At 74.1% G+C, this 25,488-nt stretch carries 17 protein-coding genes; 10 read left to right on the forward strand and 7 right to left on the reverse strand.

Going from position 1 to position 25,488, the window contains the following annotated elements; all coding sequences use genetic code 11:
- Positions 1-2 precede the first annotated feature (2 nt).
- The 3 genes from grpE to ACYVOF_RS17255 all read right to left on the reverse strand — a co-directional run bounded on the left by grpE (position 3) and on the right by ACYVOF_RS17255 (position 3,987).
- A complete protein-coding gene (grpE, locus tag ACYVOF_RS17245) occupies positions 3-845 on the reverse strand; it encodes a nucleotide exchange factor GrpE (protein WP_460868645.1) in 843 nt (280 codons plus the stop codon).
- Entirely contained in the window at positions 842-2,701 is a 1,860-nt protein-coding gene (gene dnaK, locus ACYVOF_RS17250) for a molecular chaperone DnaK (RefSeq protein WP_460868647.1), read from the reverse strand. The genes grpE and dnaK overlap by 4 nt, the downstream gene beginning before the upstream one ends.
- Before the next feature lie 269 nt (positions 2,702-2,970).
- Positions 2,971-3,987: a sigma-70 family RNA polymerase sigma factor gene (locus ACYVOF_RS17255; protein ID WP_460868648.1), complete on the reverse strand. Its 1,017-nt coding sequence runs from the start codon at positions 3,985-3,987 to the stop codon at positions 2,971-2,973.
- A gap of 46 nt (positions 3,988-4,033) precedes the next feature.
- Here ACYVOF_RS17255 and ACYVOF_RS17260 point away from each other — a divergent pair, with 46 nt between their 5' ends.
- From ACYVOF_RS17260 to ACYVOF_RS17270, 3 genes are all read left to right on the forward strand, one after another.
- Entirely contained in the window at positions 4,034-4,783 is a 750-nt protein-coding gene (locus tag ACYVOF_RS17260; protein WP_460868650.1) for an IclR family transcriptional regulator, read from the forward strand.
- Between the two features lie 196 nt (positions 4,784-4,979).
- Complete coding sequence (locus ACYVOF_RS17265; protein ID WP_460868652.1) at positions 4,980-6,173, forward strand: 4-hydroxybenzoate 3-monooxygenase; 1,194 nt, start codon at positions 4,980-4,982, stop codon at positions 6,171-6,173.
- A 47-nt stretch (positions 6,174-6,220) separates the two neighbouring features.
- Positions 6,221-6,835, forward strand: coding sequence for a hypothetical protein (locus ACYVOF_RS17270; RefSeq protein ID WP_460868654.1), 615 nt, complete (start codon positions 6,221-6,223; stop codon positions 6,833-6,835).
- Positions 6,836-6,843: 8 nt separating this feature from the next.
- Here ACYVOF_RS17270 and ACYVOF_RS17275 read toward each other — a convergent pair whose 3' ends face one another.
- The 3 genes from ACYVOF_RS17275 to ACYVOF_RS17285 all read right to left on the reverse strand — a co-directional run bounded on the left by ACYVOF_RS17275 (position 6,844) and on the right by ACYVOF_RS17285 (position 13,556).
- Positions 6,844-8,337 (reverse strand): dynamin family protein, encoded by a 1,494-nt coding sequence (locus tag ACYVOF_RS17275; protein ID WP_460868656.1) that lies wholly within the window; start codon positions 8,335-8,337, stop codon positions 6,844-6,846.
- Positions 8,334-10,205, reverse strand: coding sequence for a dynamin family protein (locus ACYVOF_RS17280; protein WP_460868658.1), 1,872 nt, complete (start codon positions 10,203-10,205; stop codon positions 8,334-8,336). The genes ACYVOF_RS17275 and ACYVOF_RS17280 overlap by 4 nt, the downstream gene beginning before the upstream one ends.
- 141 nt (positions 10,206-10,346) lie before the next feature.
- Positions 10,347-13,556 (reverse strand): IniB N-terminal domain-containing protein, encoded by a 3,210-nt coding sequence (locus ACYVOF_RS17285; RefSeq protein WP_460868660.1) that lies wholly within the window; start codon positions 13,554-13,556, stop codon positions 10,347-10,349.
- Between the two features lie 376 nt (positions 13,557-13,932).
- Here ACYVOF_RS17285 and ACYVOF_RS17290 point away from each other — a divergent pair, with 376 nt between their 5' ends.
- The 7 genes from ACYVOF_RS17290 (at position 13,933) to ACYVOF_RS17320 (ending at position 24,500) form a co-directional block, all read left to right on the forward strand.
- Positions 13,933-15,588: an Hsp70 family protein gene (locus tag ACYVOF_RS17290; protein WP_460868662.1), complete on the forward strand. Its 1,656-nt coding sequence runs from the start codon at positions 13,933-13,935 to the stop codon at positions 15,586-15,588.
- Positions 15,589-15,678: 90 nt separating this feature from the next.
- Positions 15,679-17,604, forward strand: coding sequence for a LuxR C-terminal-related transcriptional regulator (locus ACYVOF_RS17295; protein ID WP_460868664.1), 1,926 nt, complete (start codon positions 15,679-15,681; stop codon positions 17,602-17,604).
- A 108-nt stretch (positions 17,605-17,712) separates the two neighbouring features.
- Positions 17,713-18,678: an IS481 family transposase gene (locus ACYVOF_RS17300; protein WP_460868666.1), complete on the forward strand. Its 966-nt coding sequence runs from the start codon at positions 17,713-17,715 to the stop codon at positions 18,676-18,678.
- Positions 18,679-18,902: 224 nt separating this feature from the next.
- A complete protein-coding gene (locus ACYVOF_RS17305) occupies positions 18,903-21,365 on the forward strand; it encodes a (Fe-S)-binding protein (RefSeq protein ID WP_460868668.1) in 2,463 nt (820 codons plus the stop codon).
- Between the two features lie 245 nt (positions 21,366-21,610).
- The gene (locus tag ACYVOF_RS17310) at positions 21,611-22,390 is read left to right on the forward strand and encodes a (Fe-S)-binding protein (RefSeq protein ID WP_460868670.1); all 780 of its coding nucleotides are present in this window, start codon (positions 21,611-21,613) and stop codon (positions 22,388-22,390) included.
- Positions 22,387-23,865 (forward strand): LutB/LldF family L-lactate oxidation iron-sulfur protein, encoded by a 1,479-nt coding sequence (locus ACYVOF_RS17315; protein WP_460868672.1) that lies wholly within the window; start codon positions 22,387-22,389, stop codon positions 23,863-23,865. Before ACYVOF_RS17310 ends, ACYVOF_RS17315 begins: the two co-directional genes overlap by 4 nt.
- Positions 23,862-24,500 carry a LutC/YkgG family protein gene (locus tag ACYVOF_RS17320; protein WP_460868674.1) on the forward strand — a complete coding sequence of 213 codons (639 nt, stop codon included), beginning with the start codon at positions 23,862-23,864 and terminating at the stop codon, positions 24,498-24,500. Before ACYVOF_RS17315 ends, ACYVOF_RS17320 begins: the two co-directional genes overlap by 4 nt.
- Positions 24,501-24,605: 105 nt before the next feature.
- Here the strand turns inward: ACYVOF_RS17320 and ACYVOF_RS17325 are convergent, their stop codons facing one another.
- A complete protein-coding gene (locus ACYVOF_RS17325; protein WP_460868676.1) occupies positions 24,606-25,445 on the reverse strand; it encodes a DUF559 domain-containing protein in 840 nt (279 codons plus the stop codon).
- Positions 25,446-25,488: the final 43 nt, after the last annotated feature.

Raw genomic sequence — 25,488 nt, forward strand, 5'->3', positions numbered from 1 at the left:
CCTCAGTCCTGCGCCGGTGCCGGGCCGGCACCGGGTCCGGGGACGGTGCCCCCGGTCGTGTCCCCGCCGGCGGTGCCGCTGCCGGCGGTGCCGTTGCCGGCGGTGTCACTGCCGGCCGGGTCGTCGGTCGGGCCCGCGTCCTGCGGGTCCTCCGACACGGCCACCATCGCCGGGCGCAGCACGCGCTCGCCGAAGCGGTAGCCCTGGCGCATCACCACGGCGACGACGGGCTCGCCGCCGGCACCGTCGTGCGCGACGGCCTCGTGCACCGACGGGTCGAACGGGTCGCCGACGGCGCCGAACGCGGTGAGCCCCTGGTTCGTCAGCGCGGCGGCGAGCTTGTCCGCCACCGACTTCAGCGGCCCCTCGAGGTCGCCGTGGCTGCGGGCGCGGTCGAGGTCGTCGAGCACCCCGAGCAGCTCCCCCGCCACGGAGGCCTTGGCGGCGTCGATCACGGCCTGGCGGTCGCGCTCGACGCGGCGGCGGTAGTTCGCGTACTCCGCCGAGAGGCGCTGCAGGTCCGCGGTGCGCTCGAGCAGCTCCTGCTGCACCGGGTCGCCCGCGTCCTGCCCGTCGCCCGCCGCGGCGTCGCTGTCCTCGACGACCTCGCCGTCGACGACCTCACCCTTGCCCGCCGCCTCCGGGTCGAGCAGGCCCGCCTCCTCGGCGAGGCCCGGCTCCGCGTCGTGCGGGGCCGGCTCCTCACCGGGGGTGGCGGACGGGTCCGGCCCGCCCGGCCCGGGCGCGGTCTCCCGCGCCCGGCCGGTGTCGGGGTCGATGCGGCGCTTGTCGGTGATGGTCACCGGCTCCTCGGCCTCGCGCCCGTCGCGGTTGCGGCCGATCACTTGGAGCCCGCCTCGCCCGTCTGCTCGGTGTCGGTGGGCTCGTCGACGACCTCGGCGTCGACGACGTCGTCGTCCCCGCCGGTGGTGGCGCCGGCCGCGTCACCCGCGGTGGGCTGGGAGTCGGCGTAGATGGCCGAGCCGAGCTCCTGGCTGACGGTGGCCAGGTTCTCCACCGCGGTCTTGATGGCTGCGGTGTCGGACCCCTCCAGCGCGGTGCGGGCCTCGGCGATGGCGCCCTCGACCTTGGTCTTGACCTCGGCCGGGACCTTCTCCTCGTTGTCCTTGACGAACTTCTCCGTCTGGTGGACGAGGGACTCGGCCTGGTTGCGGACCTCGGCCTCCTCGCGGCGCTTCTTGTCCTCGTCCGCGTGGGCCTCGGCGTCCTTCATCATCCGGTCGATCTCGTCCTTGCCCAGCGCCGAGCCGCCGGTGATGACCATCGACTGCTCCTTGCCGGTGCCGAGGTCCTTGGCGCCGACGTGGACGATGCCGTTCGCGTCGATGTCGAAGGTGACCTCGATCTGCGGCACGCCGCGCGGGGCCGGGGGCAGGCCGGTCAGCTCGAACATGCCGAGCTTCTTGTTGTAGGCCGCGATCTCGCGCTCGCCCTGGAAGACCTGGATCTGCACCGAGGGCTGGTTGTCGTCCGCGGTGGTGAAGGTCTCCGAGCGCTTGGTCGGGATCGTGGTGTTGCGCTCGATGAGCTTGGTCATCACGCCGCCCTTGGTCTCGATGCCGAGGGAGAGCGGGGTGACGTCGAGCAGCAGCACGTCCTTGACCTCGCCGCGCAGCACGCCGGCCTGCAGGGCCGCACCCACCGCGACGACCTCGTCGGGGTTGACGCCCTTGTTGGGCTCGCGGCCACCGGTCAGCTCCTTGACCAGCTCGGACACCGCGGGCATGCGGGTCGAGCCGCCGACGAGCACGACGTGGTCGATGTCGCCGACCTTGACGCCACCGTCCTTGACCACGGCCTGGAAGGGGCTGCGGCAGCGCTCGAGCAGGTCGGAGGTGATGCGCTGGAACTCCGAGCGGGAGAGCTGCTCGTCGAGGAACAGCGGGTTCTTCTCGGAGTCGACCGTGATGTAGGGCAGGTTGATCGAGGTGCTCTGCCCGGAGGAGAGCTCGATCTTGGCCTTCTCGGCGGCCTCGCGGAGGCGCTGCAGGGCCATCTTGTCCTTGGTCAGGTCGATGCCGTGCTGGGCCTTGAACTTCTCGACCAGCCAGTCGACGACGCGCTGGTCCCAGTCGTCCCCACCGAGGTGGTTGTCACCGGAGGTGGCGCGGACCTCGACGACGCCGTCGCCGATCTCGAGCAGGGACACGTCGAACGTGCCGCCACCGAGGTCGAAGACGAGGATCGTCTGCTCCTTCTCGCCCTTGTCCAGCCCGTAGGCCAGCGCGGCGGCGGTCGGCTCGTTGACGATGCGCAGCACGTTGAGGCCCGCGATCTGGCCGGCCTCCTTGGTGGCCTGGCGCTGGGCGTCCTCGAAGTACGCGGGCACCGTGATGACGGCGTCGGAGACGTCCTCGCCGAGGTAGGCCTCCGCGTCGCGCTTGAGCTTCATCAGCGTGCGCGCCGAGATCTCCTGGGACGTGTAGTCCTTGTCGTCGATCTTCGTCGTCCAGTCGGTGCCGATGTGGCGCTTGACCGAGCGGATCGTCCGGTCGACGTTGGTCACGGCCTGGTTCTTGGCGGGCTGCCCGACGAGGACCTCGCCGTTGCGCGCGAACGCGACGACCGACGGGGTGGTGCGGGAGCCCTCCGAGTTGGCGATGACGGTGGCCTCGCCGCCCTCGAGGACGGAGACGACCGAGTTGGTGGTCCCGAGGTCGATCCCGACCGCACGAGCCATGGTGTGTTCCTCCTGTGCTTGGTGGTGCTGGGGTGTGCCGCCGGCTGAGCCCCGGGGCACGCTGGGCTGAGCCTGCTGCGCTCAAGTCTGCCGCGCTCCCGGCTCGGCCGTCAAACCGAACCTGAGCGAGGGGGGCTCAAGGTGGTGCTGACCGGCTCAACGGACGGGCGCGCCCGGGTGTTCCCGGGGGCCCGTGACGGGGCCCAGCGCCGGTGTGTGGCGCGCCCAGGGCCCTCCCGCCCGCCACGCACCGGCGCTCGGCGGGGTGCTCAGGCGTGCGGCGGGTGCGGGGGCAGGCCGAAGGCGGCGAACAGGGCGCTGCCGTCGTGCCCGGCCTGCGCCCCGGCCGTGGGGCTGGCGTCGAAGAAGGCGGCGACGTGCCCGACGCCCGCGGCCGTGACGCCGAGGACGTGCAGCTGGAACGGGTGGTGCTGCCCGTCGGGGCCGCGCATGTAGAGCCCGTACGCGGGCTGGCCGTTGGCGCGGGTGGGCAGCAGCACCATGTCCCCCGGTCCCTCTGCCGGGCACTGCCCGCCGATGAGCCCGACCACGGCCTCGGGCCCGACGTACCAGGAGTCGAACGGCGGCATCTCCCAGACGACCTCGCGGGTCAGCACGGCGACCAGGCCGGCGATGTCGTAGCGCTCGAAGCAGGCGACGTAGGCGGCGAGCAGCGCGCGGGTCGCCGGCGTGTCCGGGTCGACGAGGGCGTCGCGCTGCGGGTCGAGCTCGGCCAGCTGGGCCCGGGCCCGCTGCAGCGCGCTGTTCACCCCGGCCACGGTGGTGCCCAGCGCCTCCGCCGTCTCGGCCGCGGAGAGCTGCAGCACCTCGCGCAGCACGAGCACGGCGCGCTGGCGGGTGGGCAGGTGCTGCAGCGCGGCGACGAACGCGAGCCGCACCGACTCCCGGTCGGCCACCGTGTCGGCCGGGTCGGTGGGCAGCGGCTCCAGCCACGGCACCTCGCCGCGCTCGACGAGGTCGTCGGTGGGGTCCGAGCTGGGGGCACCGAGGCCGGTGGGCAGCGGGCGGCGGGCGCGGCCCTCCAGCGCGGTCAGGCAGGTGTTGGTGGCGATGCGGTGCAGCCAGGTGCGCACCGACGAGCGGCCCTCGAAGCGGTCCCACGCCTTCCACGCCCGCACCAGCACGTCCTGCAGCAGGTCCTCGGCGTCGTGCCGGGAGCCGGACATGCGGTAGCAGTGCGCCAGCAGCTCGCGGCGGAAGGGCTCGACGGCCGTGGCGAAGTCGGCGGGCGGGCCGGGGCGGACGTCCGGGGCGGTGGTCGTCATCGCCCCGACGCTAGTGGGCGCGGCAGCGCTGGGGTAGGCATCAGCGGTGACCGGACCGGGTGTCCTCGAGCGGGCGTTCGCGCTGCTCGGCGCGTTCACTCCCGACCGGCCGCGGCTCGGCCTGGTGGCGCTGCAGCGGCGGTCGGGCCTGCCGCTGACCACCGTGCACCGCCTGGCCGGACAGCTCGTCGCGCTCGGGGCGCTGGAGCACGACGCCGACGGCTACCGGGTGGGGGTGCGGCTCTGGGAGCTGGGCGCCCTGGCCCCCCGCACCCACGGGCTGCGGCAGGCCGCGCTGCCCTTCCTGGAGGACCTCTACGAGGCGACGCACGAGAACGTGCAGCTCGTGGTGCTCGACGGCCTCGAGGCGCTGTACGTCGAGCGCCTCTCCGGGCGCGGGGCGGTGCCGCTGGTGGGTCGGGCCGGGGGGCGGCTGCCGCTGCACGCCTCGTCGGGCGGTCTGGTGCTGCTGGCGCACGCCGGGCCCGAGCTGCTGGACGCGGTGCTGGCGGCGGGCCTGGCCGCGGTCACCCAGCACACCGTCACCACCGAGCACCGGCTGCGGTCGGTGCTGGCCGACGTCCGCCGCGACGGCGTCGTGGTGTGCGACCGCCACCTCGACCCCGCCTCCGTGGCGGTCGCGGCGCCGGTGCGCGACGGGGCCGGAGAGGTCGTCGCGGCCGTGTCGGTGGTGGTGCCCGCCGAGGACCCTGCGCTCCCCGCGGCCGCGCTCGTCCCGGCCGTCCGCGCCGCGGCCCGGGGCATCTCCCGCACCCTCGCCCTCCCCCGCACGTAGCGGGCTACCTGCGTCTCGTCACGCGCGGTCAGCCGCAGGTAGCGGGCTACCTGCGTCTCGTCACGCCCCGTCGGCCGCGGGAAGCCCGCTGCGTGCGCGCTTCCGGTGAGCGGAAACCGGGGTCGCGGGGCTGCGTGGTGGGCGTCACCGTGGACGGACCCGGTCGACGAGGACCGGCCCGGACGAGGAGGCAGCTGTGCGCACCCAGGTCGCGATCGTCGGAGCGGGGCCCGCGGGCCTGCTGCTCAGCCACCTGCTGCACCTGCAGGGCGTCGAGTCCGTCGTCCTCGAGGCCCGCAGCCGCAGCTACGTCGAGTCCCGCGTCCGGGCCGGTGTGCTCGAGCACGGCACCATGGAGCTGCTCCGCGAGGCCGGCGTCGGGGAGCGGATGGACGCCGAGGGCATGCCGCACGAGGGCATCTACCTGCGCGTCGACGGCCGCAACCACCACGTCGACTTCGCCGAGCTCACCGGCCGCTCGATCAAGGTCTACGGCCAGCAGGAGGTGGTCAAGGACCTCGTCGCGCGGCGGCTGGCCGACGGCGGGGACGTCCGCTTCGAGGTCGCCGATGTCGCGATCCACGACGAGGACACCGAGCGCCCCCGCGTCACCTTCACCCACGACGGCGCGGCGGCCGGTCTCGAGGCCGACTGGGTCGTCGGCGCCGACGGGTTCCACGGCGTCAGCCGCGGCCACGTGCCCGGCACGGTGCTCGAGCGGGTGTACCCGTTCGCCTGGCTGGGGATCCTCGCCGAGGCGCCGCCGTCGTCGGACGAGCTCATCTATGCCAAGACCGACCGCGGCTTCGCCCTGCACTCCATGCGCTCGCCGACGGTCACCCGCAACTACCTGCAGGTGCGGCCCGACGCCGACCTCGACGACTGGCCGGACGACCGCATCTGGGAGGAGCTGGGCACCCGCCTCGGCGGCGAGGACGGCTTCGAGCTGACCACGGGCCGGATCTTCGACAAGGGCATCACCCCGATGCGCTCCTTCGTCCACGAGCCGCTGCGCGCGGGCCGGCTGCTGCTGGCCGGGGACTCGGCGCACATCGTGCCGCCCACGGGCGCGAAGGGGATGAACCTGGCCATCGCCGACGTCCGCGTGCTCTCCCACGCCCTCGGCGCCTGGGCCGCGACCGGCGACGCGGGCGAGCTCGACGGCTACTCCGACGCCGTGCTGGGCCGGGTCTGGCGGGTCACCCACTTCTCGTGGTGGATGACCTCGATGCTGCACCGCTTCGCCGGGTACGACGACGCCGCGACGGAGTTCGACGAGCGGGTGCAGCACGCCCAGCTGCTCGGCACGGTGGGCTCCCGGGCGGCGATGACGACGCTGGCCGAGAACTACGTCGGGCTGCCCTTCGAGCAGGGCTGGTCCTACCGGTAGTCGTCCGGACCCTCCCCCGGGCCGGCCCCCGACCGTAGGGTCGGCCCGTGAGCAGCTCGGAGCCCGCGGGCAGCCGACCCCCCGCCGAGCGGCCGGGACCCCCGCCCAGGCGGCCCGCCCCGGAGCGGCCCGCGTTCAGCCCGTCGCGGCCCGACCTCGGCGCCGCGCCCCCCACCCCACGGGTCGTCAGCGCCGCCCGCGGCGTGGTCGTCCTCGGCATCGCCGTCTCCGCCCTGGCCGCGGCCGTCGTCGCGGCCAACCTCGACCCGGTGCGGAGCCGGCTGGAGGTCGGGCTGGCCCTGGACAACCCCGACCGCTCGCTGCAGGCCGTGACCACCGCCGTCCGGTACACCCTGCTCGGCACCCTCGCGGCGGCCGTCGTCGTCGCGGTGGTGCAGCTGGTGGCCGTGCTGTGGCTGCGACGCCGCTCCCGGGCCGCGCTGGGGCTGCTCGTGGGGGCCGCCGCGGTCAACCTCGTCACCCTCGTGGTCACCGGTGCGCTGCTCGCCGACGCCCAGGTCGGCGCGTCGAGCGGCCAGCTGCGGCTGGTGGGCCTGGCCCCGATGCTGCACGGCGTGCTGCTCGTGGTGGCCGTCGCGCTGCTGCTGCTTCCGGAGAGCCGCGCCTGGCTGCGCCGGCCCACCGCGCGGGCCGCGGGCTAGCCGGACCGTCAGCCCGGCAGCGACGCGAGCACCCCCTCGGCGCTGCGGGCCGCGGCGCGGCACGCGCGGGCGGTCGCCGGGTCGGACAGCGGCCGGTCCGACCGGGAGCGCCACCTGGCTGCGAGCTCGGCCGCCCGCGAGCGGACCAGCTCGAGCGGGGCGTCGGGGTCGGTGCCCAGCCGCTCGGCCACCCCTGCGCCCCGGCCGCCCAGGACCTGGGTCAGCTCGGCGAGCTCGGCGCCGGAGAGGTCGAGCTGCAGGGCGGGGAGCCGGCCGAGCAGCCTGAGCTCGGTGAAGCCGTGCGTGTCGGCGAGCAGCGCGTCGACCCGGCGCAGCAGTGCGTCCGAGCCGGGGGCGGGGTGGGCGCGCAGCACGGTCCGCACCGACAGCAGTGCGGAGTGGGCCTTGAGCTGGTCGGACCGCTGCGCGAGCTGCACCTCGAGGACGTCGCGGAGCTCGTCGAGCCCGCTGCGGCGGCGCAGCTCGGCGGCGAGCGCGGGCGCGTCCGGCGTTCCCCCGCGCACCAGCGCGACCGCCAGGCGGATGCCGAACACGCCGAAGCGGTGGACCAGCTGGTCGCGCAGCACCACCCCGACGGGCAGCGTCGAGTCCGCGCGGGTGAAGCGGTCGACCGACAGCAGGGCCAGCTGGAGGTCCTCGCGGCCCACCTCGGCCAGGGCGCGGAACGCGAGGTACTCGTCCTGGCGCAGGGTCCGGGCCCCGAGGGCCAGCAGCCCGGCGACCGGCACCACGGTGTGGCAGAGCCCGGCCAGCTCGGGTCCCCCCGCCAGCCGGGTGGCGACGTCCCGGGCCGCGGCGAGCGCGTCCAGCCGGCCCGCACCGACCTCGTCGGCCCGCGAGAGCACCCCCACGACACCGACCGCGCCCTGGCCGGCGCCGCCCTCGTCGGCCGGGTCGGAGGCCGTCTCCTGCAGCCGGCGCAGGAACGCGACGTCGCTGGCGTGCAGCTGGCGGAGCAGGTAGACGACGGCGTCGACGCCGGGGGGCGCCCCGGGTGGGGTGAGCAGCGCGGCCGTCCGGGCGGAGACGTCCGGCGAGAGCGACGAGGTGCCGGGGGTGTCGACCAGGGTGGTGGCCCGCAGGGTGCGCGCGGGCCAGCCGACGTCGAGGTGGGTGACGTCCGCCGCGGCGACCGGGCCGAGGTCGATCTCCAGGCGGCCCCGGCGGCGGCGCACGGGGAGCTCGTCGCGCTGCTCACCGGCGGGTCCGCGGTGGGTGAGGTGGACGGTGGGGGCGTGGTCGTGGCGGTACCAGGTGACCACCCGCGTGCACTCGGTGGCGTCCGTGGCGGCGACCTCCTCGCCGACGAGCGCGTTGAGCAGGGTCGACTTGCCCGCCTTCACGGTGCCGGCCAGCGCGACCCGCAGCGGTCCGTCGACCCGGTCGCGGCAGGCCCGCAGCGCCGCGGCCGCCTCCGGTGCGTCCCGCAGCGCCGCCGCGGCGTCGAGGACGACGGCGCGGGCCGCGCCGAGCGTGCTCACCGGCCCCCCGGCACCGGCCCGGGCGGCTCCGGCAGCGGGGCACCGAGGGCGGCCGCGCGGGCTCGCAGCGAACCGAGGGTCGCCAGCTGGGCCTCGAGCTCGGCGCAGCGCCGTTCACCGTCGGCCTCCGCCGTGCGGGCGGCTGCCTTGCCCGCCGCCAACGACGAGTTGAGCGTCCGCAGCGTCTGCTCGGCGACCACGGTGAAGTGGTCACGCAGGGTGCGCTGCACGCCGCGCAGCCGGTCCTTCGACTGCTTGCTGACCTGGAACACCACGTCGTCGGAGAGCCGGCGCACCGCCTGCTTGGCCTCGTTGCGCCGCCGGACGAGGCGCTGCTCGCGGTCGTCGCGGTAGGCCTTCGTCCCCAGGAGCAGGCCCGCGCCGACCGAGATGGGGTTGACCAGCGCGAAGCCCATGAGGCTGGTGACCATGCCGAACATGAGCACGCCGCCGTAGGAGCCGCGCATGCCCACCAGGAGCTTCTGCGTGGGCGTCAGCCGGCCCGGGTCGAGGTCGGCCAGCGCGCTGACCGGCTCCAGCACGCCGTCGGTGCTGGTCAGGTCCAGCTCCGGCAGCACCACCTCCTGGACCTCGGTGAAGTGCTCGGCGACGGTCTCCGCCAGCCACACCGAGCGCTCCTGCGCCCACACGAAGTTGTCGCACACGGCGCGGACGACCTCGTCCTCCACCCAGTCGCTGAACTGGCCCCAGGTCAGGCCCGGGTCGACACCGTCGATGACCTCCTCGGCCGTCTTGGTCACCCGGCGCAGCCGGTCGCGGAGGTCGTGCTCGAGGTCGGTGAGCAGGTCGAGCGCCCCGTCGTTGAGGGTCTGCTGCCACTTGGCGCTGCGCTGCTGCTGGGCCTCCGCGCGCGACCGCGCCTGCGCCAGCTCCGCGGCGCTGCGCTCCCCCACGGCCGGGTCCCGCAACGCCTCCAGCTCGGTGCGCAGGGCCAGCGAGAGGTGGTCGACGACCCCGGTGACCTCCCGGGCCACGGCCGTGCGCAGCAGCTGGTCGGACTGCCGCACCACGCGGTGGCGCAGGAACGTGATCAGGTCGGGAAAGCCCGACTCCGCGTTCAGGGCTGCGTCGTTGGTGCGTAGCGCGTGCGACCGCAGGGCCGCGGAGAGGGCGATGAGCGGGGCGCCGACCCCGGCGCGGTCGAGGTGGGCGCGGTCGGCGCGACCGATCTCCCGCCAGTCCGGGTACAGGTCGATCTTGCTGAGCACGCACGCCGCGGTGGGGCACAGGGCCAGCACCTGGCGCAGGAAGGCCAGCTCGGGCTCGGTGTACTCCTGGCTGGCGTCGGTGACGACGAGGACGGCGTCGGCGCCGGGCAGCAGTCCGAGCGCCGTGGCAGCGTGCCGCGAGCCCGCGCCGCCGGCGCCCGCCGTGTCGACGACGACGAGGCCCTCGGCGAGCAACGGGCTCGGCACGCCGACCTCGGCGCGGACCACCTCGCGACCGTCGTCGGTGACCGGAGCCCCGGCCAGCACGGCCGCGAGCCCCTCGGGCGCGATGTCCAGCAGCGTCGGCTCCGGCTCGCCCGCGCCGTGCACGACCACCTGCGCCGTCGGGCGGTCGGCGTGGGACAGGACGAGGGGGACGGAGGTGGTGACGTCGTCGTCGACGGCGCACACGTCGGCACCCAGCAGGGCGTTCACCAGCATGGACTTGCCCTGCTTGTGCTCGCCCACCACGACCACCCGTGTGCGGGGGTCCGCGGTGCGGGCCGCGGCGGCCTCGAGCCCGGGGGCCAGGTCGGTGCGCCCCGCGACCCGGAGCACGTCCTGGGCGTCGCGGACGAGGTCGGCCGCCCCGACGCGGCCCGGCGCGATCCCGGGCGGTGCGGTGGTCGGTGCGCTCACGGTGCTCCTGCGCTCGGGGGGCGGCCACGTCGCCGCCCGCACCAGGATAGGGATGCGGAGGGCCCCGCACGCGGGTTCGCGTGCGGGGCCCTCCGGTCGATCAGGTCCCGGCCGGACGAGCACCGGGATCGCGGTACCGGGTCAGAGGCCGACGCCGAGGTCGATGGTGGCGTCGACGTTCACGTCACCGTTGATGTCCGCCTGGATGAGGCCGTTGTTCTGGTCCCCGTCGAACGAGTCACCGGCGATGTTGTTCTGGTCGCCGTCGAACTGGTCGCCGGAGTCCACCGAGTTGTCCGAGCCGTCCTGCGAGCTGTAGTCGTTGCCGACGTTGGTCAACTCGTCGCCGCTGGACTGGTCGTTTCCGACGTCGGTCAGCGCGTCGCCACCGGTGTTCAGGCCACCGTCGTCGGCGAACAGGCTGCCGTCGCCTACGGTGTCGCTGTTGTCGCTGTTGTCGTTGTTCAGGTTCTCCTGGGAGTTGTCGCTGTTGTCGTTGCCGACGTTGTCCAGCGAGTTGTCGCTGCTGTCGTTGCCGACGTTGGTCAGCGAGTTGTCGCTGCTGTCGTTGCCGACGTTGTCCAGCGAGTTGTCGCTGTAGTCGTTGCCGACGTTGTCCAGCGAGCTGTCCGTGGACTGGTCGTTGCCGACGTTCGCCTGGTTGCCGTTGTTGCTGTCGAACACGTTGCCCGTGAGGATGTCGCCCTGCGTGACGCTGGCGTCGGTGTTGAGCGAGTCCGTCAGGATCAGCGACGTCGACGCGTCGGTGTTGGCCGTGTTGCCCGAGTTCACCGGCTGCGTGTTGCCGTTGTTGGTCCGGTTGTCGCTGTTGTCGTTGCCGACGTTGTCCAGCGAGTTGTCGACGTCACCGACGGTGGAGCTGTTGTCGGTGTTCGCGGTGTTGCCGGAGTCCGAGACGGTGTCGCCGGCGGTGTTGCCGGAGTTGGTCACGATGTCGCCGGTGTTGCCCGAGTCGTTCGTGCTCGCGTCGGTGGTGACCGAGTTGTCGGTGTTCGCCGTGTTGCCCGAGCCCGACGAGTCGGTGTTGCCCGAGTTCACGTCCCCGGTCGTGCTGTTGTCGTTGCCCTGGTTCGAGTTGTCGACGCCCGCACCACGGTTGTCGGTGGCGGTGTTGCCCGAGCCGGACGAGTCCGTGTTCCCGGAGTTCGTGTCCCCGGCGGTGTTCCCCGAGTCGGCGGTGTTGCCCTGGTTCGAGTTGTTGCTGTTGTCGTTGGCCTGGCTGTTGTCGACCGAGTTGTCGTTGGCCTGGCTGTTGTCGGTGTTCACCGTGTTGCCGGAGTCCGTGGTGACGTCGCCGACCGTGGAGCTGTTGTCGGTGTTCGCCGTGTTGCCCGAGTCAGCGGTGTTGCCCTGGTTCGAGTTGTCGCTGTTGTCGTTGGCCTGGCTGTTGTCGACCGAGTTGTCGGCGCCCGCACCACGGTTGTCGGTGTTGCCGGAGTCGGTGGTGACGTCGCCGACGGTGGAGCTGTTGTCGGTGTTCGCGGTGTTGCCCGAGTCCGCGGTGGTGGTGTTGCCCTGGTTGGAGTTGTCCGACTGGTCGCGGCTGTCGCTCTGGTCGCGGTTGTCGCTGTAGTCGTTGCCCTGGTTGCTGTTGTCCGAGCTGTCGTTGCCCGAGTTGACGTCGCCGGTGGTGTTGCCCGAGTTGTTCAGCTGGGTGTTGCCCGAGTCGGCCGTCGTGGTGTTGCCCTGGTTCGAGTTGTCCGACTGGTCGCGGCTGTCGCTCTGGTCGCGGTTGTCGCTGTAGTCGTTGCCCTGGTTCGAGTTGTTCGTGTTGTCGACCGAGTTGTCCGCCCCGGCGCCCCGGTTGTCGGTGTTACCGGAGTCGGTGGTGTTGCCCTGGTTCGAGTTGTTGCTGTTGTCCGTGTTCGTCGTGTTCCCGGAGTCGGTGGTGTTGCCCTGGTTCGAGTTGTCCGACTGGTCACGGTTGTCGGAGTAGTCGTTGCCCTGGTTCGAGTTGTTGCTGTTGTCGGTGTTGGTCGTGTTGCCCTGGTTCGAGTTGTTGCTGTTGTCGGTGTTGGTCGTGTTGCCCTGGTTCGAGTTGTTGCTGTTGTCGGTGTTGGTCGTGTTCCCCATGTTCGAGCCGACCATGTTGCCGCTGCCGGCGAAGACCGGGGCGTTGACGGGGACCGTGCCCCCGACCGCCGCGTTGCCGTTGCCGATGATCAGCGGCGCGTTGAAGGCGGGGGTGTCGACCACGACCGCTCCGTCGCCGGAGACGATCGGGGCGTCGATCGCACCCTGGTAGTTCGTGTTCCCGGTGCCGACCTGCGCGTCGCCGCCCTCGGTCAGCACGTTGCCGTCACCGAGGATGGCCTGGCCGCCCTCGGTCGCGACGTTGCCGTCGCCGAGCAGGGAGTCGCCGCCGTCGGTGTCCACGACGGTCGCGCCGTCACCGGACACCACGGGGGCGTTGGCGTCGCCGGCGAGCACGGTGTTGCCGTCGCCGGTGGTGATGGGCGCGTCGGCCGGCCCGTTGACCACGAGGTTGCCGTCGCCCTGCGTCAGCGGGCCGCCGACGTCGCCCTGCACGGTGGTGTTGCCGTCGCCGATCGCGCCCAGGTTGTCGCCCTCGATGACCGTGTTGCCGTCACCCACCGCGCCGTTGACCGGCCCCTCGACGACCGTGTTCCCGTCGCCGACCGCGCCGTTGACGTCGCCGTTGACGTTGGTGCCGGACCCGATGACTCCGTTGTTGGGCCCGTTGACCTGGGTGTTGCCGTCGCCCGTGGCGACGTTGCCCGTGATGTCGCCGCCGGCGCCGACCGCACCGTCGCCGGTCACGACGGGACCGTTGACCGTGGCGCCGGAGCCGACGCCCACGGCACCGTCACCGGTGGTGGTCACGGCGTGGTTGTCGAAGGCCTGCTGCACGTCGCCCAGGGCCCACACGTTCGAGCTGGTCGAGTTGTCGATGGCGTGGTTGTCGATCCCGACCGTGATGGGCAGGTCGAGGTCCCAGCTCTGGTAGTTCTGCAGGACCACCTGCAGCTGGCCGACGGCCGCGGTGTGGTCGGCCTCGGCGGCCGGGGCCGCGGAGTGGGAGGCGGCCGGGGCCGCGGACCCGGACGAGCCCGACGAGCTCGTCGCCGCGGCGGGGGCGCGGTAGGCCGGGGCGGAGGCGAGCCCGGACAGGCCGCCGACGGAGTTCGCGTGGACGGGTGCGTAGTCGGCGATCATCGGGGCGACGGCGTCGACGTCGGCGCACGTGAGCCCGGAGAAGCCGGCCGAGGCGAGGACCGCGTCGGGGTTGGCCTGGAAGGCCGCGGCCGCCTGCGGGTCGCGGAGCAGGCCGAGGATGAAGTTGAGCAGCGAGCTGGCCGTGGTTGCCATCGGACGGTCTCCTGGGTCGCAGAGCGGGTGCCCACCCCGGACGGTGTGGTCGTGACGAAAGGTAGGGCTGCCGTCACGGCGGGGGAACGGGGAGCACTCCCCTCCTGGACCCCCCAACGGTCCGGGGTCGGGAGTGGGGGATCGGCCCCCGATAGGGGAAAGGCCCCGGTCAAGATCAGTTCAAGAATTGTTGCGTCCGCGTGACAGTTCTCCGCTACGGTCGCTGCCAGTGGTCACGGCTCGGCCCGGTGCCGACGTCGACGACACGAATGGAGCAGGGGTGGGCAACTCGGTCGGTGTCGATCTCACGACGAGTGCTGTCGTCACGACCGCCGCCACCCCTCCGGCGTCCCGGCTGGATGAGCCGTCAACCCGGTTGCCCGCAACTTATTTCGTCACTGTCGGTGGTGTCCGCGTCGCGGACTACCTGGACGTCCTCGACCGCGCCGGGGACCCGGTGCCGACCGCCGACGGCCGTCCGGTGCACGTCCAGCTCGCCGAGCTGCTCGCGAGCGGGGTCCTCCCGGCCGGCCCGCTCGTCGTCGCCCACCCGGACGCCTGGACCGCGCGTGCGCAGGAGGTCGTGCACGAGGAGATCCGCCTCCGCGTCGCCGAGCCGGTGCGGCTCGTGCGCGCGTCCGACGCGGTCTCCGCGTGGCTCGCCGAGCAGCACCCCAGGTCCGGGGACGGCCGGGGCACCCTCGTCGTGGAGCTCGGCACGCGGTGCAGCTCGGTGACGCTGCGTGACAGCCCCGTCGTGCCGGCGCCGGTGCACGTGCGGACCGGCACGCACGCCACCGGCGAGTCGCTCGAGCACCTCGTGCTGCACCACGTGCTGGACGGGGTCCCGGGGCTCGACCGGTCCCTGCTGCGCTCGTCCGCGCTGCACGCACCGCTGCGCCGGCTCCGGGAGGACTGCACGCGGGCCGTGCACGACCTCGCGGAGGACACGGAGACCGCGGTGCCCGTCGCGCTGCCCGGTACCGCGACCGTGGTCCGGCTGGTCCGAGCCGAGGTCGAGGCGCTGCTGGCGCCCGGGGCGCGGGCCCTCGCCGACGACGCGCTCGACCTGCTCGACGCCGCCGGGCTCTCCCCGACCGACCTCGACCACGTCGTGGTGACCGGTGTCCTGCCGTCCGGGCTCGTCGCGGAGCAGCTCTCGGCCCTGCTGGGGGTCGCGGTGCGCAGCGAGCCGTCCCCCGGCGCGGCGGCAGCGGGAGGTGCGGCCCTCCTCGGCGCCGCAGCCGCCCCGGTGGAGCCCGTCGAGGACGTGGCCACGCCGGCGCCCCTGGTGCTCGCCGGCGCGGAGCTCCCGGGGCCGACGCGACCGGTGTTCGCGCGGCCGGCGCCCCGCGCCCCCCGCAGCCGGCGTCGGGACCGCGTCGCCTCCCGGCTCCTCGTCACGGCCGTCGTCGTCAGCGCGGTCAGCCTCGGGGCCGTTCAGCTCTCGCACCGCGGGGACCCCGCGCCGTCGAAGCCGACGACGAGCGCGACGTCCGGCGCCCCGCAGGACCGCGGCGCCGGCACCTCCGCCGGGCGCGGTAGTCCCACGGTGGCGTCGACGTCGGCCGGCGTGGAGGCGGGGTCCGCCGCGCTCAAGCTGCCCGTCAGCTCCCCCGGGTCGAGCCGGGCGACCCCGACCACGTCGGGTCCGTCCGCCCGCCCCGACGCCGTGGCGGGGTCCGCCGCGGTCCCCGGCCCGGCAGCGCCGGGGACGGCACCCGCCGCCGGTGCGGGCACGTCCGGGGGTTCCGCGGGGGTCCCGTCCCGGACCACCGGGGGCACCGGCGGCGGCACCGGTGGCAGCACGAGCGGCGGCACCGGTGGGAGCACGACCGGCGGTGGCACGACCGGGGGTGGCACGACCGGGGGTGGGGGGAGCGGGGGCACGACCACGGGCGGCACCAGCGGGGGTGGCGCACCCAGCTCCGTCGCGCCGACCCCGGAGCCGGTCGTCACCACGCCCCCCGCGGAGCCGCCCCCGGACACCCAGGACCCCGGTCCGGCGGTCGCCGACGGCGCGGTGTCCTGACTGGTGCCGCGGCAGGACGTCGACGAGCACCACCCCGCGCCGGGGTCGGTGCGTCGCCGAGCTCCGGACGACACCGTCCGGGCACCGGGTGTGGACCAGGGCCGCGACCGCTGGTCGGCGGCCGAGACGGTCGCGGCGGCGCCGGCCGACCTGGTGCGGCTGCTCGTGGTGGCCCTGGTGCGGGACGGGGTCGACGCCGACACCGCCGAGCTGGTGCTGGGGTGCGGGACGGACCGCGCGAGGGAGCTCGTCGGGTCCGCGCGTGCGGCCGGACTGCTCTCCACCGGGGACCGGCTGCGCCCCGAGGTGGCGGTCGCGGTCGAGGCAGAGGCGGGCACGACGGCCCTGCACGACGTCCGGTGGGCGGTGCTCGAGGCCGAGCTGCGGCGGGGCACCCTCGGGCCCGCCCTGGCCCAGCGGCTCGCCGCGGCCGGCCTGCGGGACCCCCGCCTCGCCGCGCGCCTCGTCGAGGAGGCGGACGCGGTGACGGCCACCGATCCCGCCCGCGCTGCCGACCTCCACACCGCCGCGGTCCAGGCCGGCGCCGACGACGGCACCCTCGCGGTGCGCCGGGCGGACGCCGCCCTGCGGGCCGGCGACCTGGGGTCCGCGCTGGCCATCGTCGACGCCGCGTGGGACCGCGTCGCCGACGACGAGCTCGCCGCACTGGTCAGGGTGGGGGCGACGGTGTCGGTGCTGCGCGGCATGCCGCGGCACGCCGCGGCCCTCTACCGCTACCTGGGCCCGGCACGTGCCGGCACGCAGGCCCCGCTCGCGGCGACGGTGCTGTGGGGCGCCGGCGACCCGCACGGGGCCGCGGAGATGGCGGCGGCCACCTCGAGCGGGGCGCCGACCGCGAGGTCCGCGGGCCTCGCGCTGCTGGCCGAGGGCCTCGAGCTCTCGCTCGGCCCGTCCTGGGCCCAGGCGCTCACCACCCTGTCCCGGGCCGCGACGCTGCTGCACCCGCCCGACCCCGCCCCTACCCCGGTCTCCGGCGCGGCGGTCGCGGCGCTGGCCGCCCTGCACGCCGGAGACCTGGACCGGGCCGAGGTGGTCCTGCGGCGAGCCGTCTCCGACGCGGCGTCGCGGGGGCCGCGGCGGGCGCACCACCTCGCCCTGCTGGGGTGGACCGCCATGCTGCGCGGGGACCTCGCCGGGGCCGACGAGCTGCGCGAGCAGGGCGTCGCGGTCGGCAGCCCGGCGGTCCGCGACGCCCTGTTCCTGCGTGCGCTCGACGTGGGCCTGGCGCGGCGCCGGGGTGACCTCGTCGGCCTCCGCGCCGCCTGGTCGCGCACCGGGGAGGTCCTCGACGAGCTGACGCCGGACCTGTTCACGCTGCTCCCCCTCGGCGAGCTGTGGGTCGCCGCGGCCCGGCTGCAGGACTCGGCGCGGCTGGTGGGTCTCGTCGAGGAGGGAGCCGACCTCCTGCGGCGGCTGGGCGAGCCCGTGCTGTGGTCGTCGGCGCTGCACTGGTCGGGCGTGCACGCCGCGATCCTCGAGCAGGACCCCGCCCTGCTGCGGCCGCACGCCGCCGCCCTCTCGGCCGCCTCCCACCACAGCCCCTACGCCGCCGCCCTCGCGATGGGCGGCCAGGCGTGGCTACGGGTGCTCGTCGGACGCGTCGACGGCGAGGAGGTCGCCGCGGCGGCCCGGGCGCTCGCGCGGTTCGGGCTCGCCTGGGACGGCGCACGCCTGGCCGGGCAGGCGGCGCTCGCGGCCGCCGACACCCGGGTGGCCGCCGAGCTGCTGCAGGTGGCCCGACGGCTGACCCCCGGCTCCGAGCCCGCGTCCGGCCACCCCGACGACGCCACGGGCACGGCGCTGAGCGAGCGCGAGCAGGAGGTGGCCGTGCTGCTGGTGCAGGGGCTCACCTACAAGGACATCGGCGGACGCCTGTTCATCTCGGCCAAGACGGTGGAGCACCACGTCGCACGGATGCGCCGACGGCTGGGCGCCGGGTCCCGGTCGGAGCTGCTGGCGCTGCTGCGCGCGACGGTCGCCGCCGGGGACGGCTAGGTGTCGTGACTCAGGAGGTTGTCGACGGCGGGTCGGCTTGATCTGAGGAGGACCTCCGGGCGAGGTGGGTGTGTCTGACGCACTCATCCCATGCACCGGAGGTCCTCGATGTCGCACCGTAATGCCCGTACAACGCCCTACGCCCGTGAGCTGATCGTCGAGCGGTCGGCCGCTGGGTGGCCGGCGGCGCGGATCGCCGAGCAGCTCGGGGTGTCCCGAGACACCGTCTACAAGTGGCTGCGCCGGTTCCGGGAGGAAGGTCGAGCCGGCCTGCTGGACCGATCCTCGCGCCCGCACACCAGCCCGTCGCGGACCTCGGACGACGTCGAGACCCGGGTACTCGCGCTGCGGGCCACCGCGCGGCGGGGACCGGTGTTCCTCGCCGCCGAGCTGGGTCTCGTCGCCTCCACGGTGGGCCGGATCCTGACCCGCCACGAGGTGGCCCCGCTCGCGGCGACCGACCCGATCACCGGCGAGCCGGTGCGCCGTCGGCACTCCGGGATCCGTTACGAACGGCCCCACCCGGGGGACCTGCTGCACGTCGATGTGAAGAAGCTGGGCCGGGTTCCCGCAGGTGGGGGGTGGCGCGCCCGCGGCCGCGACGCCACCGTCGCACACCGGCACAAGAAGGTGCCGCTGGGCTATGACTACCTCCACGTCGCCGTCGACGACCACACCCGCCTGGCCTACGTCGAGGCGCTGCCCGACGAGCGCGACCTCACCGCCGCCGGGTTCCTGCACCGCGCCGTGGCCTGGTTCCGCGACCACGGAGTGGTCGTGCTGCGGGTGCTGACCGACAACGCCAAGGTCTACCGGATCGGGTCCTGCTGGTCCGCGGTCTGCACCGCCCTGGGCATCCGCCGCCGCTTCACCAAGCCCGGCTGCCCCTGGACCAACGGCAAGGCCGAACGACTCAACCGCACCCTGCTCACCGAGTTCGCCTACGCCCGACCCTGGACCAGCAACACCGAACGCCTCAACGCCCTCGCACCCTGGGTCACCAGCTACAACACCACCCGCGCCCACACCGCCCTCGGCGGACACCCACCCATCAGCCGCCTGCAGGCCGCATGACCGTCAGCAACGTGCTGGGTCACGACAGCTAGGCGGGCCCGTCCGGGCAGACGGCCACCGTCGGTCGGGGGTGCTCTAATGCAGGCGTTCGGCCCGCGTCGGCGATCCCGGCGCTGACCGGCGGACGAGCCGTAGTTACCGACGGGTAACATCACGGTCCCCGGGCCGCTGGAGGGCCGGCGCTGCGCGCGGACGACCGCGCCAGGACGAGGAAGGCTCGGTAGATGCCCGTCAACTACCCCGCAGGACTGACGTACACGATCGGCACGATCGGCGTCCTGTTCAGCCTGGTGTGCTGGTACGCGTTCGGCACCGGCGTGGCCCGGATGGTCAAGATCATCCGGATCGGCCAGCCCGACCCCACCCGCAACGGCCCGTTCGTGCCGCGGCTGCGCCAGATGGCGGTGGAGTTCGTCTCCCACGCCCGGATGAACCGCATCCGCTCCGTCGGCTACGCCCACTGGTTCGTCATGTGGGGCTTCCTCATCGGGTCGCTGGCCTGGTTCGAGGCCTACGGCGAGACGTTCAACCCGAACTTCCACTGGCCCGTCTTCGGCGCGACCGCCGTGTGGCAGCTGGTCATGGAGATCCTCGGGGTCGGCACCGTCGTCGGCGCCCTCGTCCTCATCGCCATCCGCCAGCGCAACCACCCGCGCCGGGCCGACCGGGTCTCCCGCTTCGCGGGCTCGAACTTCCGGCAGGCCTACTTCGTCGAGGCCGTCGTCCTCATCGAGGGCCTCGGCGTCGTGTTCGTCAAGGCCGGCAAGCTCTCCACCGGCATCGAGGAGCTGCCCTACTGGGCCTCGTTCGTCACCCAGCCGCTGTCCGCGCTGCTCCCGGCGAGCGCCGTGATGGTCTCGATCTTCGCCTTCGTGAAGCTCGTCTCCGGCATGGTGTGGCTGCTCATCGTCGGTCGTGCGCTGACCATGGGTGTGGCCTGGCACCGCTTCTCCGCCTTCTTCAACATCTACTTCAAGCGCGAGCAGGACGGCTCCACCGCGCTCGGCGCGCTGCGGCCGATGATGTCCGGCGGCAAGGACCTCGACTTCGAGGAGGCGGACCCGGACACCGACACCTTCGGCGCCGGCAAGGTCGAGGACTTCACCTGGAAGGGCTGGCTCGACTTCACCACCTGCACCGAGTGCGGCCGCTGCCAGAGCCAGTGCCCCGCCTGGAACACCGGCAAGCCGCTGAGCCCGAAGCTGCTCATCACCTCGCTGCGCAACCACGCCTACGCCAAGGCGCCGTACCTGCTGGCGGGCGGGAAGACCGACATGGCCGGCGACGAGGTCGGCCTCGTCGACGCCGACGGCAAGCCCGACCAGGCCAGGCTGGACGCCGTCCCGCAGGCCGCCCGCGAGGAGGCCGAGCGCGCCCTGATCGCGGAGGCCGTCGAGGGCGGCGTCATCGACCCCGAGGTGCTGTGGAGCTGCACCACCTGCGGCGCGTGCGTCGAGCAGTGCCCCGTCGACATCGAGCACGTCGACCACATCGTCGACATGCGCCGCTACCAGGTGCTCATCGAGTCGGAGTTCCCCACCGAGCTCGGCGGGCTGTTCAAGAACCTGGAGAACAAGGGCAACCCCTGGGGCCAGAACGCCAAGGATCGGCTGTCCTGGACCGAGGACCTCGACTTCGAGGTGCCCGTGTTCGACGGCGAGATGGGCGACGCGGAGTACCTGTTCTGGGTCGGCTGCGCCGGGGCCTTCGAGGACCGCGCCAAGAAGACGACCAAGGCCGTCGCGGAGCTGCTGCACACCGCGGGCGTGACGTACACAGTGCTCGGCGCGGAGGAGACCTGCACCGGTGACCCGGCGCGGCGCGCGGGCAACGAGTTCCTGTTCCAGCAGCTCGCCCAGCAGAACGTCGAGGTCATCAACACGGTGTTCGAGGGCGTGGAGAAGGGCAAGCGCAAGATCGTCGTCACCTGCGCCCACTGCTTCAACGCGCTGAGCAACGAGTACCCGCAGGTCGGCGGCGACTACGACGTGGTCCACCACAGCCAGCTGCTCAACCGCCTGGTGCGGGACAAGAAGCTGGTGCCGGTGGCGCCGGTCGACCAGGACGTCACCTACCACGACCCCTGCTACCTGGGCCGGCACAACAAGGTCTACGACGCCCCGCGCGAGCTCATCGGGGCCTCGGGGGCGGCGCTGAAGGAGATGCCTCGGCACGCCGAGCGCTCCCTCTGCTGCGGCGCGGGTGGGGCCCGGATGTGGATGGAGGAGAAGATCGGCAAGCGCATCAACCTCGAGCGGATGGACGAGGCGCTGTCGACCAACCCCAAGAAGATCGCCACCGGGTGCCCGTTCTGCCGCGTGATGCTCACCGACGGGCTCACCGCGCGGCAGGACTCCGGCGCGGCGGCCGAGGAGGTCGAGGTCGTCGACATCGCCCAGCTGCTGCTGGCGTCGGTGAAGCGGACCGTGACCCAGCCGGCCGGGGCCAGTGACTTCGCCCCGTCCGGGGACACGAAGGCCATGGTGTCGACCGACGACGCGTCGACCGGGGCCACGTTGCCCGAGCAGGACGACGACCTGGGCGGCCAGCAGACCGACCACCCGGCCGACACCCCCGCCGACGAGGTGCCCTCGGGCACGCACGACGGCACGGACACGTCGAGCTCGGACTCGACGAGTACCGGCACCGTGAGCACGGACAAGGCGGGCAAGCCCTCCGCCGAGTAGTCCTCGCAGCACCCCGACGGCGGCGTCGGGCGGTCGGCCCCGGGTCGCCCGTCCGGCGCCGCTCGTCGTCGGCCCTCCCCCGCGTTTCGCCCACATCGCGCGGTCCCCGGGGCCCGTCGGCCGCGCTTCGCCCACATCGCGCGGTTCCCGGGCCCCGGCGGCCGCGCTTCGCCCACATCGCGCGATCACCGCGGACGCGGCCCCCCTGGGTGGACGGGGTCGGTGGCGCAGCGCACAGTGGGCGGGTGAAGATCGCGCTGTTCGTCACCTGCCTGGCCGACGGGCTGTTCCCCGCCTCGGCCAAGGCCACCGTGCACCTGCTCCGCCGGCTCGGCCACGAGGTCGTGTTCCCCGCCGACCAGACGTGCTGCGGCCAGATGCACACCAACACCGGCTACCTCCGCGAGGCGCTGCCGCTGGTGCGCCACCACGTCGACGCGTTCTCCGCGGACGACTTCGACGTCGCGGTCGCCCCGTCCGGGTCCTGCGTCGGCTCCGTCCGCCACCAGCACGCCATGGTCGCCCGCCGCTTCGGCGACGAGGCCCTGGCCACCCGCGCGGAGGAGCTGGCCGGGCGCACCTACGAGCTCTCCGAGCTGCTCGTCGACGTCCTCGGGGTGACCGACGTCGGCGCGTACTTCCCCCACCGCGTCACCTACCACCCCACCTGCCACTCGCTGCGGCTGCTGCGGGTGGGCGACAAGCCGGCCACCCTGCTGCGCGCGGTCGACGGCCTCGACCTGGTCGAGCTGCCCCGCGCCGAGAGCTGCTGCGGCTTCGGCGGCACCTTCTCGGTGAAGAACGCCGACACCTCGGCGGCGATGCTGGCCGACAAGATCGACGACGTGCACGCCACCGGCGCGGCCGTGTGCACCGCGGGCGACTCGTCGTGCCTCATGCACATCGGCGGCGGCCTGAGCCGCGGCGGCAGCGACGTGGCCACCGTGCACCTGGCCGAGGTGCTGGCCAGCACGCGGGAGACACCGTGGCAGCCGCGCGCGGCCCGGGTGCAGGTGTCGGCATGACGACGTTCCTGGGCAGCCCCGTCGTCGCCCCCGCGGGCGTCGGCCACCTCCGCGGCGACGTGTCGTTCCCCGAGTTCGCGCACACCTCGCTGCAGGACGCCCAGCTGCGCGCCAACCTGGGCGGGGCGACGACGACCATCCGCGCGAAGCGGCTCAAGGTCGTCCAGGAGCTCCCCGACTGGGAGGAGCTGCGGCTGGCCGGCTCGGCGATCAAGGCCGACGTCATGGCCCGGCTGCCCGAGCTGCTCGTCCAGCTCGAGGAGCAGGTCACCGCCCGCGGAGGGGTGGTCCACTGGGCCCGGGACGCGGCCGAGGCCAACGCGATCGTCACCGAGCTGGTCCGCGCCACCGGGGAGACCGAGGTGGTCAAGGTCAAGTCGATGGCCACCCAGGAGATCGGGCTCAACGAGGCCCTCGAGGCCGCGGGCATCCACGCCACCGAGACCGACCTGGCCGAGCTCATCGTCCAGCTGGGTGACGACAAGCCCAGCCACATCCTGGTGCCCGCGATCCACAAGAACCGCACCGAGATCCGCGACCTGTTCCGCGCCGAGATGCCCGGGGTGGACCCGGAGCTGACCGACGAGCCCCGCGTGCTGGCCATGGCCGCGCGGGCGCACCTGCGCGCCAAGTTCCTCGCCGCCAAGGTGGCCATCTCGGGGGCGAACTTCGCCGTCGCCGACACCGGGACGCTCAGCGTCGTCGAGTCCGAGGGCAACGGCCGGATGTGCCTGACCCTGCCGGAGACGCTGATCACCGTGATGGGCATCGAGAAGCTCGTGCCGACGTGGTCCGACCTCGAGGTGTTCCTGCAGCTGCTGCCGCGCTCCTCGACCGGGGAGCGGATGAACCCGTACACCTCGACGTGGGCGGGGGTGACCCCCGGCGACGGCCCGCAGGCGTTCCACCTGGTGTTGCTGGACAACGGCCGCACCGCGGTGCTGGCCGACGAGGTGGGACGGTCTGCGCTGCACTGCATCCGGTGCTCGGCCTGCCTGAACGTGTGCCCGGTCTACGAGCGCGCGGGCGGGCACGCGTACGGCTCCACCTACCCCGGGCCGATCGGGGCGGTGCTGAGCCCGATGATGACCGGGATGACGGGGCACGACGACCCCAACGCGTCGCTGCCGTTCGCCTCCACCCTGTGCGGGGCGTGCTTCGACGCGTGCCCGGTGCGCATCGACATCCCCTCCATGCTGGTGCACCTGCGCGCGGAGGCCGTCGACGCCGACCGCGGCGGGGTGCCCGGCGGTCTGCAGCTGGGCATGCGGGCGATGAGCTGGGTGATGTCCGGGGCCCGACGCTTCGGGCTCGCCGAGCGGGGGCTGCGCGCGGGTCGGCTGCTCTCCCGCGGCGGGCGCATCCGTCGGCTGCCGTGGCCGGCGTCGCTGTGGACCCGGGACCGTGACGTCCCCGAGCCCCCGCCCGAGACCTTCCGGGACTGGTGGGTCCGCGAGGGCGGGGGCCGGTCGTGAGCGCCCGCACCGGCTCCGCGCGAGAGGAGGTGCTGCGCCGCATCCGCTCCGCCCTCGACGGGTCCGCACCCGCCCCGGCCGTCCCCCGCGACTACCGCCACGCCGCCGACCACGCCCCGGGTTCGGCCGAGGTCGTCGACCGGCTCGCCGAGACGGTGGCCGACTACCAGGCCACCGTGCACCGCGTCGGGCCCGACGGGGTAGCCGCCGCCGTGGCCGGTCTGGTGGCCCGGCACACCCGGGTCGCGGTGCCGCCCGGGCTGGACGAGGCGTGGACGGCCGACGTCGGCTGCGAGGTGGTCCGCGACGCCGGCCAGCTGGACACCGCCGCCCTGGACGGGGTGGACGCGGTCGTCACCGGGTGCGCCACCGCCATCGCGCTGACGGGGACGATCGTGCTCGACGCCTCGCCCGACCAGGGGCGCCGCGCGCTGACCCTGGTGCCTGACCACCACGTGTGCGTGGTCCGGGCCGAGCAGGTGGTCGACTCCGTGCCCGAGGCCGTCGCGCGGCTCGACCCGCTGCGGCCGACCACGTTCATCTCCGGGCCCAGTGCGACCAGCGACATCGAGCTGAACCGGGTCGAGGGCGTGCACGGCCCCCGCACCCTCGACGTCGTCCTCGTCTCCGGCTGACCTGGCCGTCGCTGCACCCGATCCGGCCCGCCCGGCCGCCACTGCACCGGATCCGCGGCTGCGCGTGGGTACCCATCCCCGGTCGCGGATCCGGTGCAGCACGGATCAGCGGCGCGCGGCCCGTCGGCGACGGCACAGCTCGATCACCTCGGCGGCGACCCCGTCCGGGTCGACCATCGCGTCATGGCCGGCGTAGCGCTGGACGTGCCAGCCCGCTGCGGTGATGGCGTTGTGGCGCCGCCGCTCCTCCCGGAACACCCGGGGCTCGGAGTGCACCTCGCGGCCGTCGATCTCGACCACCACCTTCGCCAGCTCGTCGACGAAGTCGCACACCCAGCCGAGCACCGAGCGGTTCGCCGCCATCGGCCACCCCCGCGCCGCCAGGGCCCGGGCCACCCGCCGCTCCGCCTCGGAGCGCGCTCCCACCGCCGCGTGCCGGACCTGGCGCCGGGCCGCGACCACCCCGGCCACGCCGGCGTCCCGCTCGCACCCCGCCGCCAAGGTGCGCGGACCGAGGAAGACGGCCACCGCGGAGTCGGTCAACCGGTCGGCGTCGTCGGGGGTGAGGACGGTCTGGCAGTCGAGCACTGCGCGGTCGCGGGTGACCACCCGGAACCCGTTCCGCTCCGTCACGGCGGACGGGTCGAGCAGCCGGCGGTGCAGCACCAGCCAGGGCGGGGTCCGCACGTTCGCCGTGCGGGACACGGTCGCCTCCACCACTTGCGGGACGTCGTGGAAGCCCCACAGGTGCGCGGCGCTGCGGTGGCTCAGCACGGCCCGGGGCTGCCACAGGACGAGGGCACGGCACAGCGTCGCGAAGCCGGGGTCCGCCGTCGCAACCAAGCCCGGCAGGAGCCGCCGCCACGTCCCCGCCCGGCACCGCCGGTAGATGGTGGAGCGTGAGTGCCCCGCCGCCACCAGTTGCTCGACCGTCCACACGTCCACGAACCGACCCTGACGGGTCGCGACCGTCGCAGAGGCACTGTGC

It is taken from the genome of Rhodococcus aerolatus, from assembly GCF_054783215.1.